General features: G+C 64.9%; 10 protein-coding genes and 1 pseudogene. 9 read left to right on the plus strand and 2 right to left on the minus strand.

The features are described from left to right. Window positions 1-280 (minus strand): annotated as a pseudogene (locus H8A95_RS38605) (DUF2147 domain-containing protein); the annotation flags it as partial. Between the two features lie 174 nt (window positions 281-454). Here H8A95_RS38605 and H8A95_RS38610 point away from each other — a divergent pair. The 5 genes from H8A95_RS38610 (at window position 455) to H8A95_RS38630 (ending at window position 4941) form a co-directional block, all read left to right on the plus strand. Beyond that, window positions 455-1294, plus strand: coding sequence for a DUF2147 domain-containing protein (locus H8A95_RS38610; RefSeq protein ID WP_229187822.1), 840 nt, complete (start codon window positions 455-457; stop codon window positions 1292-1294). Between the two features lie 101 nt (window positions 1295-1395). Beyond that, on the plus strand, window positions 1396-1737 hold the full coding sequence (locus H8A95_RS38615) for a hypothetical protein (RefSeq protein WP_229187823.1): 342 nt from the start codon (window positions 1396-1398) through the stop codon (window positions 1735-1737). A 775-nt stretch (window positions 1738-2512) separates the two neighbouring features. Next, window positions 2513-3727, plus strand: a complete 1215-nt coding sequence (locus H8A95_RS38620; protein ID WP_229187824.1) for an extensin-like domain-containing protein — start codon at window positions 2513-2515, stop codon at window positions 3725-3727. Window positions 3728-3840: 113 nt separating this feature from the next. Next, a complete protein-coding gene (locus tag H8A95_RS38625) occupies window positions 3841-4224 on the plus strand; it encodes a response regulator (protein ID WP_163158040.1) in 384 nt (127 codons plus the stop codon). Between the two features lie 21 nt (window positions 4225-4245). Continuing rightward, a complete protein-coding gene (locus tag H8A95_RS38630; RefSeq protein ID WP_229187825.1) occupies window positions 4246-4941 on the plus strand; it encodes an ABC transporter permease in 696 nt (231 codons plus the stop codon). Here the strand turns inward: H8A95_RS38630 and H8A95_RS38635 are convergent. Next, window positions 4915-5733, minus strand: a complete 819-nt coding sequence (locus H8A95_RS38635; protein ID WP_229187830.1) for an ABC transporter substrate-binding protein — start codon at window positions 5731-5733, stop codon at window positions 4915-4917. The two genes, H8A95_RS38630 and H8A95_RS38635, sit on opposite strands and share 27 nt — an antisense overlap. A 198-nt stretch (window positions 5734-5931) precedes the next feature. Here H8A95_RS38635 and H8A95_RS38640 point away from each other — a divergent pair, with 198 nt between their 5' ends. The 4 genes from H8A95_RS38640 to H8A95_RS38655 form a co-directional block, all read left to right on the plus strand. After that, window positions 5932-6126: a hypothetical protein gene (locus H8A95_RS38640; protein WP_229187826.1), complete on the plus strand. Its 195-nt coding sequence runs from the start codon at window positions 5932-5934 to the stop codon at window positions 6124-6126. 91 nt (window positions 6127-6217) lie between these two features. After that, on the plus strand, window positions 6218-6922 hold the full coding sequence (locus H8A95_RS38645; RefSeq protein WP_229187827.1) for an SDR family oxidoreductase: 705 nt from the start codon (window positions 6218-6220) through the stop codon (window positions 6920-6922). A gap of 219 nt (window positions 6923-7141) precedes the next feature. Further along, window positions 7142-8032 carry a L,D-transpeptidase gene (locus tag H8A95_RS38650; RefSeq protein WP_229187828.1) on the plus strand — a complete coding sequence of 297 codons (891 nt, stop codon included), beginning with the start codon at window positions 7142-7144 and terminating at the stop codon, window positions 8030-8032. A gap of 211 nt (window positions 8033-8243) precedes the next feature. Further along, window positions 8244-10406 (plus strand): alpha/beta hydrolase fold domain-containing protein (locus tag H8A95_RS38655; protein WP_229187829.1); only part of this gene is annotated, 2163 nt, incomplete at its 3' end.

Consider the following 10406-nt stretch of genomic DNA (forward strand, 5'->3'; position numbering starts at 1 on the left):
CTTGAACCGGCGCGGGAGCGGGAACCGGGGCAGGGGGCGGCGCGGTCGATGAGGCGACATCGTCATCATCGTTGGACTTCGAGCCGAGATTCTTGCTGATGCCGCCGACCGTGCCGTTGTAGCCCGGCGCCGAGATGCGGATGCAGGACAGCGCGCTGCAATTGCGCGGCGCCTCGACATGGATGCGCTGGCCGTCGATCTCGAAGGTGATGCCGGCGCCGCCGGCATGCGCCGATGTGGTGGCCATCAGCAGCGCGGCGATCGCAACGAGCTTCTTCATCTGGGGTCTCCCTGGCATTGAGCGGGTTTGCATGCGGACGCTACGCGGCCTCAGGGCTGAGCTCTGTGATGCGGATCACGCCGACGGCGCGGCCGCGTGGCTCGCCACGGTGACGGAGGTCACTGCGCCGTGAGCACGGCGTCCCTACCGTCATCGGATGTCTTGGAGGCTTCGATGAAGCGCTTCTGCCTGCTCGTCGCGCTGATGTTGCTCACGCCGTTCGCCCATGCCGGCGAGGGCATCTCGTTTTCGATTGGCGGCCACCGCGTCCATCTCGATTCCACGCGGTGCCGCGCACTGTCCTGCGTCTCGGTGTCTGACAGGTCGAGGCGCGACGACGGCGGCGACAATGGCCGGGCGATGAAGCTGGTGCCGGCGTCCGCGACGACCGCGGCGATTCCTGCCGCGACATCTGCAAGGACACCGCTCGCACCTGCGCCGGCTCTATCTCCCGCGTCGCCGCCGATCGTCGTGGACAGGCCTGTTCCGGCCGCAGCGCCATTGGCTGCCGCACCACACTCCGCAGCGCCACCGCCGCCGCGCGTGATGACGATACAGCCAGCGCCGGTCGTCGCGGCGCCGCCTCCATTGCCCGCGGCGACGGCGCATCCTATTCCGCCGGCGGTGGTGCATGTCTCGCGCGAGACCGCTGACGAACCGGACGACGGCCCGATCGGCGACTGGCAGACCGAATCCGACAGCCTGGTGCGCGTTCGTCTGTGCGGTAACGCGTTGTGCGGCTATGCGCTCGACAAGACCACGCGCGATCTCGGTGAAGCGGTGCTGATCAACATGAGGCCGAAGCAGGGCACGCGCTGGAGCGGCAGCGTCTACAACCAGGACGGCGGCAACGTCCATTACGGCACGATCGAATTGAAGGGTGCGGACAGGCTGCGGGTCGAGGCCTGCGTGCTCGGCCGCTTCTACTGCACCGGCGCCGACTGGGTTCGCGTCTCGCACGCGCGGCAGCGGGTGATCACCGAGCGCGCGCGTCCGCCCGAGCCGCGCTCCTGAATCCACGTGTCCAATTTGTAACCGGATGCCTTCGAACCTTTTGTCCGGTCGCGCGCGACCGATAGAGGTCAACGCCGCTTTCGCAGGCGATGGAGGCAAACATGAAACGCTTGAGCCTGGTCGCGCTACTGCTCGCCGGCAGCGTCGTCGCCGCCCATGCCGATAACGACATCTACACCAACATGCTGAAGCAGCGGCGCGCCGACGACGCGCTGCATGCCGACGCCGCATTCTGCGATGCGCAGTTCGGCGCGCCGCAGAACGGCACACCGACGTCGCGGCAATACAAGAATTGCATGCGCGCCCGCGGCTGGCGCTTCAGCCACACCATTCGCGAGCCGCGCCGTCGCGACGACTTCTATCCCGATCCCGACAATCCCGGCCTCGTCTGTCACGATTTCACGATCGGCGGCATCACCGGATCGAGCTGCTCGAATTTCTGATGGCGCGTTGAATCACTCAGTCACCGTCACCCTGAGGAGGCCGCAGCGCGGCCGTCTCGAAGGGCGACGGCCCGACTGTGGCCGTGCATCCTTCGAGACGCCGCTTCGCGGCTCCTCAGGATGACGGGGTGATAGTGTCGACAAGAACAGCAAAGCGCCCGGCGGGGGCGGCCGCCGGGCGCTGAACTCAATGCCTGTCGTTTGGTCTAGAACACGCCGAGAATGATGGCGCCGACAAAGGCGAACGCGATGTACGCGGCCACAATGCTCAGCTTGCTCAGCAGAGGACTCGCGAAATCCATTGGGAAACTCCCTCGGTTCACAACGCTGCCCGCATTAACGCTAAAGCTAGCAAGCGGTTCCCGGCCGAAAAAGTCAGTCGTGCTGTCCGGCCCGATGTTCCCGCGCGATACCGCATTGCGATGCGCGGCTCAAACAGACGCCGAATCAAGGCGTTGAAGCGCTGCAAATATATTCCGGGGCGCTGCCGGCCGCAGTCACCGCATCGTAGCGCCAACCAATATTTCCGTCAGGTTGCTCGTGGCGCGTGCCGCACGCATTGCGTGGCTGCGGCGTTGCGCCGCATGCTGGATTCTTCGAAGTCAGGTCGTCGTCACGGGGCAACGGCGTCATTCGCGCCGCGTGGTGATGGAGACGAGTCACGGCAGCGCGTGCGTTGCCGTGCCGGGTTCCAAACCATGGTTAAAAACACCTGAAATCAATCTGTCGAAATGCATTGAAGAGTCTTTAATCAAATTCGCAGAACCTCCGCGGCATGACGCGTGGAGTTCGTTTGTATCTCGTCGGCTCCCTTGTCCTTGTATCGCTGGCTGGTTGCGGTCGCGGTCTGTTTCAGACCGCCGAGCGTGAACCGTGGCGGGCCGAGGCTGAGGCCGCATGCCTGAAATCCGGCGCGGTCAAGGAAAGCGCCGACCTCGTCCGGATCGATCCGATCTCCGGCCCCGGTGTCTGCGGCGCCGAATTCCCGCTCAAGGTCGCCGCACTCGGTGAAGCCAGTTCGACTTATGGATTTGCCGACGACAGCCTGCGCCCGCCGGCGTCGGTCGGCAGCCAGCCGCGCTGGCCGATCAACCGGCAGCCGAGCCCGCCGCCTGCGCAGGCGCCGTATTCCGATCGGGCCGTCGGCCAGCCGAACTATGGCGGCCAACCGAATGGCCCGGTCTCGTTGTCGGCGCCTGGCATTCCGCCGCAGCAGGATCAGATCGACCTGCCGCCGGAAGGCTCTCCCGACGCGAGAGGCGAGCGACCTTATTACCCGGGCCTGCCGCGCAATCCGCAGCGCGACAGCGCGGCCGCGCCTTATTCACCCGCGCCTTATTCGCAGCAGCCACAGGACGCGCCGCCGCCGCGGCTCGGTCCGTCGAGCGGCAACCCGGTGGGGACGGTCGGTCCGGTCGCCGTGAAGCCGGCGGCAACGCTGGCGTGCCCGATCGTCTCGGTGCTCGAGCGCTGGCTCGCCGATTCCGTGCAGCCGGCGGCGCAGCGCTGGTTCGGCGCACGCGTCGTCGAGATCAAGCAGATCTCCGCCTATTCCTGCCGCGGCATGAACGGCAATTCGCACGCGCATATTTCGGAGCACGCCTTCGGCAACGCGCTCGATATCGCAGCCTTCACGCTCTCCGATGGCCGCCGCATCTCGGTGAAGGATGGCTGGAAGGGATTGCCGGAAGAGCAGGGCTTCCTGCGCGACGTTCAGGCCGCCGCCTGTCAGCAATTCACCACGGTGCTGGCGCCGGGTTCCAACGTCTATCACTACGACCACATCCATGTGGATCTGATGCGTCGGGCCAGCCGGCGCCTCATCTGCCAGCCGGCCGCGGTCTCCGGCGAAGAGGTCGCGGCGCGTGCCGGCGGCCGTAGCCCCTATGCAACGCGCGAACCTTATGTCACAGGATCGCTCGGCGGCAGAAAGCCGACTCCGCGGGGTAAAGCGGGGGTCAACGAAGAAGACGAATTCGCCGACGAATAGGGGCGCGTCTGATACCCGTATTATTACTGGGTGACACCGTGCAAACGGTAGCCACTTTTGCTGCATATGCTTCGGAGCCGGGAGCGCGCCGGCTGATTTCTGGGGGATAGGTTTTGCAAGACGTTCCGATCATTCTCGTCATCGAAGACGATCGTGATCTTCAGATGATGGTGGAAGACGCCCTGAGGGACGGCGGCTACGAGCCGGCGATCGCAGGCTCGGGCGAGGAAGCACTGACGCTGCTCAAGGCGTTTCGCACCAAATACAGCGCGCTGGTCACCGACATTCGCCTGCTCGGCCGGCTCGACGGCTGGCGCGTTGCACGCGGCGCCCGCGAGATCGATCCGTCGTTCCCGGTGCTCTACATCACCGGCGGTGGCGGCGACGAGTGGCCGACCAGAGGCGTCTCGGACAGCGTGCTCCTGAACAAGCCGTTCTCGCCCGACGAACTGGTTGCGGCGGTGGCGAAGCTGCTCAAGAACGGCGCGCCGGCCTGAGCGATTGATCGCTCCCGCAAGATGAATGACTTCGCACAGTCGATCGCGGCGGCAGTATCACTGATCGCCAGTGGTGATCCGGTGCTGCTCGGGATCGTCGCGCTGTCCTTGCGCGTCAGCCTGTTGGCCAGTCTGCTCGCGCTTCTGATCGGTGCGCCGATCGGCGGTTGGCTTGCGATATCGAGATTTCGCGGTCGGCAGGTGGTGATCGTGCTGGCCAACGCCTGTCTCGGTCTGCCGCCGGTCGTGGTCGGGCTCGGGCTTTATCTCTTGCTGTCGCGATCGGGACCGCTCGGCTTCGCCGGCCTGTTGTTCACGCCGACGGCGATGGTCGTGGCGCAGGTCATCCTGGCCACGCCGGTGGTCGCGCTGGTGCATCGTCCGGTCGCGCTGCTGTGGACGGAATATGCCGATCTGATCCGCACCGACGGCCTGTCCCGCCTGCGCAGCCTTGCGCTGGTGTTCTCGCTCGGTCGCGCCTCGCTCCTCACCGCGTTCCTCGCCGCCTTCGGCCGCGCCATCGCCGAGGTCGGCGCCATCATCATCGTGGGCGGCAACATCAGCGGCTACACGCGAACGATGACGACCGCGATCGCGCTCGAGACCAGCAAGGGCGAACTGGCGCTTGGTCTCGGCCTCGGTGTGATCCTGCTGGCGCTGAGCGTCAGCGTCAGCACGATCGCATTTGTGCTAGTGCGCGGCGTTGGGGAAAAATAGCTGCTCGCCGCCGACCTTGTAGCCGGCGATGACGGACTGCCCGGCCTGCGAGATCAGCCAGTCGATAAAGGCCTGTCCGTCGGTGGCTTTCACCGTCGGATGCTTCGCCGGATTGACCAGCATGACACCGTACTGATTGAACAGTCGCCGGTCACCTTCGGTCAGCACGGCGAGTTCGCCGCGATTCCTGAACGACAGCCAGGTGCCGCGGTCGGAGAGCACATAAGCATTCGACGCCGCTGCCATGTTGAGCCCCGGACCCATGCCCTGGCCGATCTCGCGATACCATTGGCCTTTCGCGGAACCGAGATCGACGCCGGCATCTTTCCAGAGCCGCAACTCGGCTTCGTGCGTTCCGGAGTGGTCGCCGCGCGAGATGAAGGCCGATTTCGTCGCGGCGATCCTGCGCAAGGCGTCCGCGACATCATGGTCGCCGGCGATATGCGCCGGATCGGTCTTCGGGCCGACGATGACGAAGTCATTGTACATGACGTCGTAACGCCTGGTCGCAAAGCCTTCGGCCAGGAACTTCTCTTCGGCCACGCGATCGTGCACGAATACGACATCGGCATCGCCACGCCGTCCGATATCGAGCGCCTGTCCGGTCCCAACCGCAACCACCTTCACATCAACGCCCGAGGTCTGCGAGAAGCGCGGCAGCAGATAGCCGAACAGGCCGGACTGCTCGGTCGATGTCGTCGAGGCAACGATGATGGACCGGGTCTGCGCCAGGGTGGGGCCGGCGAACAGCAGTACGGGCGCGATGACAAGGTGTCGAAGGAGGGAGGTCATGTGGTCCGGATATGATGGAAGGTCCATGGTCACCATGCCTCAGTTGATCCGGTGAGGCAAAGCGCACGATTTCTCCGCGACAGGGCGGCGCTTATTCTGCGTTTACATCACGCTGCGTCATCCCCCCTCGAATTCATATGCCCTCCTGTTCATTTTGCGTGCGAGCAAGTTCGCCGGCAAACCTCCCTGGAGACGGTGATGACAGCATATCGCGCATATATCGTCGGACCGCACAGCCGACCAATCGGCGTGGTCAATGTGGATTGTGCCGACGACGATCAGGCCATCACGTCGGCCAGCCGTCTCGTCGACCACCATGATATCGAGCTGTGGCAGATGGACCGGCCCGTCGCCAGGTTCGACGCCGGGTCGAAGCAGGTATTTCGCAAGTAGTGGGACACAGCGCGGCAGACCGGGTGTCGCGCTGTCTGATCCTTGATGATAGACCTTGCATCAGCTTCGTCATCAAATGGGATCAACGATCATGGCTTTGGAGAAGGTCGCACTCGTCACCGCGGGCGGCAGCGGCATGGGAGCGGCGGCGGCGCGCAAGCTTGCCGCCGATGGATTTCGCGTTGCGATCCTGTCGTCGTCGGGCAAGGGCGAGGCGCTCGCCGGCGAACTGGGCGGCCTCGGCTTCACCGGCTCGAACCGTTCGAACGATGACCTGAAGCGTGCCGTCGACGGCGTGATGGCGCGCTGGGGTCGCATCGATGCCTTGGTCAACAGCGCCGGCCACGGCCCGCGCGCTGGCGTGCTCGAATTGACCGACGAGCAGTGGCACACCGGCCTCGATGTCTACCTCATGAACGTGATCCGCCCGACGCGTCTGGTCGCACCTCACATGCAGGCGCAGAAGTCGGGCGCGATCGTCAACATCTCCACCGCCTGGGCGTTCGAGCCGAGTGCGATGTTTCCGACATCGGCTGTGTTTCGCGCCGGGCTCGCCGCGTTCACCAAGCTGTTCACCGACAGCTACGCCGCCAGCAATGTTCGTATGAACAATGTGCTGCCGGGCTGGATCGACAGTCTTCCGGCAACCGACGAGCGCCGCGACAGCGTGCCGATGAAGCGTTACGGCAAGGCCGAGGAGATCGCCGCGACCATCGCCTTCCTCGTCTCCGATGGCGCCGGCTACATCACCGGCCAGAACATCCGCGTCGATGGCGGCCTGATGCGCTCGATCTGAAGCCTTCACACTCGACCGGGGCGTATGCTCACAGACGATAGATTCCGGGGCCAAAGCAGTACCGCCGCTCTCGGATATCGAGCGGTACCCTCACGTTTGTGTTCCCGAACAGGAGTTTGCGTTAACGACGCTTGACGATTTCCCGCCTGAGCGAAATCGCTTCGAAGTTTGTTAAAATCTGCTGGGTACCTCCTCCGGCATGGCAATCCGGGGAAAGATATGGGTAAGCGGGCAAAACGTGGAAAGACTGAAGCGCTCGCACTACCGGTGGCCGGAAGAGTAGCAGTTGGCGTCGTCGCCGCTGCCGCTTTGGGGTACGGCTTGCTGTCTCGCCCGGCGAGCGTTCAACCGATACGCAAGCCGTCCGCGCAGCAAGCCCTGGCACCGTCGACGCCAGCTCACGCATCGACTCCCGTTCGTGTCGCGGCGTCAGCTCCGGCTCCAATCTCAGCCCCGGCTCCGGCTCCAGCTCCAGTTTCGGCCCCGGCACCTCTGGTAGAACCACCCAAAGCTGCTGATGGTCCCGGAAAACTTGTTCGGCAGGTGGTTGATTACGCCAGTCACCAGACGCCAGGCACGGTCGTCATCGATACCGGTAACACGTTCCTTTATCTCGTTCTGAACGAGCGACAGGCGATGCGCTACGGCATCGGTGTTGGCCGCGAAGGTTTCACGTGGTCCGGTGAACAGACCGTGGCCCGCAAGACGGAATGGCCGGATTGGCGCCCGCCTGCCGACATGCTTTTGCGTCAGCCTTATCTGCCGCGGTTCATGGCAGGCGGTCCCACCAATCCGCTCGGCGCACGGGCGATGTATCTGGGCGAGACCGAATATCGAATTCACGGCACCAACAAACCCGATACGATCGGGAAGCGAGTGTCGTCCGGCTGCATCCGCCTGACCAATGACGACGTCGCGGACCTCTATGAGCGGGTGAAAATCGGAGCGAAAGTGATCGTGCTTCCGGCAACCTCAGCCCGTCGACCATCCCAGGGAGCGCCGTCCGACGCCGCCTCCCGAGCGCCGGACCCGACATCGCCGTCGATCCGGCCCTCGGCAACCAACGCGCAGATGCTGTCATCTGAACCGAAGGTAGCCGAGGCCCAGTAACTCGATTCCTCTGTCCTCGTCTGCAACTGCGAACAAGCAGACGTCGCGCGCACCTTGGCTCGCGACAAGCCACTTGCGTCTACGCGCTGCGGGTCGCGCTCCAGACTGCGCGCGTCACAATTGCGGCGACCTCAGATTGCGTTTGTCGTGATGACAAACTGAAAGGGCAGGGCTAGCCTTCCGTCAGATCAAAACATACGGGAGGATTGGCATGCCGGACGCAGCAGTTGCAGCACGTGCTTCGGACTCCACGCGCAGCGGAACCACGCAGCAAGTCGACGTCGCGGTCGTCGGCGCGGGTTTCGCTGGTCTCTATCTGCTGCATCGGCTGCGCAAGGCGGGCTTCTCGGCAGTCGCGCTCGAAGAGGGCGCCGATGTCGGCGGCACCTGGTACTGGAACAGATATCCGGGCGCGCGTTGCGACATCCAGACCATCGATTACAGCTACACCTTCGATCCCGAGCTCGATCAGGCGTGGACCTGGTCGGAGAAATACGCGACCCAGCCGGAAATCCTGCGCTATCTCGGCTTCGTCGCCGACCGCTACGATCTGCGTCGCGATATCAGGTTCAGCACCAAGGTCACGCAAGCGACCTGGGATGACGCGACTTCGCGCTGGCTGATCTCGACCAACAACGGCGCCAATGTCTCGTGTCGCTACTACATCATGGCGACCGGCTGCCTGTCGTCGCCGAAGCCGCCGGAGATCGATGGCGTCAAGGACTTCAAGGGCGAGATTTATTTCACCGGCCGCTGGCCGCATCAGGGCGTCGATCTCAAGGGCAAGCGCGTCGCCGTGATCGGCACCGGTTCGTCGGGCATTCAGTCGATCCCGTTGATCGCCGAGCAGGCCGCGCAACTCACCGTGTTCCAGCGCACGCCGAACTTCGCATTGCCAGCGGGCAATGGTCCGGCGCCGGAGGACCGCAAGACCTTCTTCGAGAGCGATCGCGCGGCCTATCGCGAGCAGGCGCGCTGGTCGATGGCGGGCGTGCCGTATCCGCAGCAGACCGTGGTGAGCTGGCAGTTGAGCGACGCCGAACGCCGCGAGCGTTTCGAGAAGGCGTGGGCGGCCGGCGACCTCGTCCACATCCTGAGCCAGCTCTGGGCCGACCAGGCGGTCGATGTCGACGGCAACAAGGTGGTCGCCGATCTGATCCGCGAGAAGATCGGTGCCGTGGTCAAGGACCCGGAGATCGCCGCGGCGCTGGCGCCGCACGATCATCCATTCGGCGCCAAGCGTCCCTGCCTCGATACCAATTACTACGCGACCTACAACCGGCCCAACGTGACACTGGTCAATCTGCGGCAGGAGCCGATCAAGGCGATCACCGCCGGCGGCATCAGCACCAATGGACGCAGCTTCGATGTCGACGTCATCGTGTTCGCCACCGGCTTCGACGCGATGACCGGCGCGATCATGGCGGTGCATCCGATCTCCGGCCGCGGCGGCAAGTCGCTGTCGGATGTCTGGGCGCATGGACCGCAGACCTATCTCGGCGTCACCGTCGCGGGCTTCCCCAATCTGTTCATGATCACCGGTCCCGGCAGCCCGTCGGTGCTGTCGAACATGGCCGTCTCGATCGAGCAGCATGTCGACTGGGTGGTCGACCGGATCGCCGCGCTACGCGAGGCCGGCTTCACCACGATGGAAGCCACCGAGACCGCGCAGGCCGGCTGGGAGCGCCACATGGCCGATTGCGCCACGCTGACGCTGCACAGGCTCGCCAACACTTGGTACACGGGCGCCAACGTGCCGGGCAAGCCGCAGGGCGTGATGCCTTATACCGGCGGTGTCGGTCCGTATCGCAGCATCTGCAATGAGGTGGTCGGGCGCGGCATGCTCGGCTTCAAGCTCTCTGGGCCCAGCGTTGCCGAGCAGTGCAATGACGGCGAGGTGGTGCGGCTTCAGCCGGATGTCCGGCTGGTGCTGAACATGCTTGGCGAGATGAACCTGCCGCCGCTCGAGACGATGGGCGCGCAGGGCGCGCGCGATTTCCTCACCGAGTTCAACAAGGGCCGTCCTGCCGGCCGCCCGGTCGGCGAGGTCGGCACCGGCATGCTGCAAGGCGCGGAGGGGCCGCTGCCGTACAAGCTCTACCGGCCGGCGACGCCGGGGCCGCATCCGATCGTGGTGTATTTTCACGGCGGCGGCTGGGTGCTCGGCGACGAGCTATCGGACGATCCGTTCTGCCGCGATCTGTGCCGGCGCACCGGCATGATCATCGTCAGTGTCGGTTATCGCCACGCGCCCGAGCATCGCTTCCCGGCGGCGGCCGAGGACGGCTATGCGGCGACGCGCTGGATCGCCGCTCACACCGCCGAGCTCGGCGGCAAAGCGGGGCCGGTGCTGGTCGCGGGCTGGAGCGCCGGC

The organism is Bradyrhizobium oropedii (assembly GCF_020889685.1).
GTDB classification, from domain to species: Bacteria; Pseudomonadota; Alphaproteobacteria; order Rhizobiales; family Xanthobacteraceae; genus Bradyrhizobium; species Bradyrhizobium oropedii.

Excerpts from the sequence above, each read along its gene's own strand:
- H8A95_RS38610 (WP_229187822.1), top strand. The coding sequence starts at position 455 with ATGAAGCGCTTCTGCCTGCTCGTCGCGCTGATGTTGCTCACGCCGTTC.
- H8A95_RS38615 (WP_229187823.1), top strand. The coding sequence starts at position 1,396 with ATGAAACGCTTGAGCCTGGTCGCGCTACTGCTCGCCGGCAGCGTCGTC.
- H8A95_RS38620 (WP_229187824.1), top strand. The coding sequence starts at position 2,513 with ATGACGCGTGGAGTTCGTTTGTATCTCGTCGGCTCCCTTGTCCTTGTA.
- H8A95_RS38630 (WP_229187825.1), top strand. The coding sequence starts at position 4,246 with ATGAATGACTTCGCACAGTCGATCGCGGCGGCAGTATCACTGATCGCC.
- H8A95_RS38635 (WP_229187830.1), bottom strand. The coding sequence starts at position 5,733 with ATGACCTCCCTCCTTCGACACCTTGTCATCGCGCCCGTACTGCTGTTC.
- H8A95_RS38640 (WP_229187826.1), top strand. The coding sequence starts at position 5,932 with ATGACAGCATATCGCGCATATATCGTCGGACCGCACAGCCGACCAATC.
- H8A95_RS38645 (WP_229187827.1), top strand. The coding sequence starts at position 6,218 with ATGGCTTTGGAGAAGGTCGCACTCGTCACCGCGGGCGGCAGCGGCATG.
- H8A95_RS38650 (WP_229187828.1), top strand. The coding sequence starts at position 7,142 with ATGGGTAAGCGGGCAAAACGTGGAAAGACTGAAGCGCTCGCACTACCG.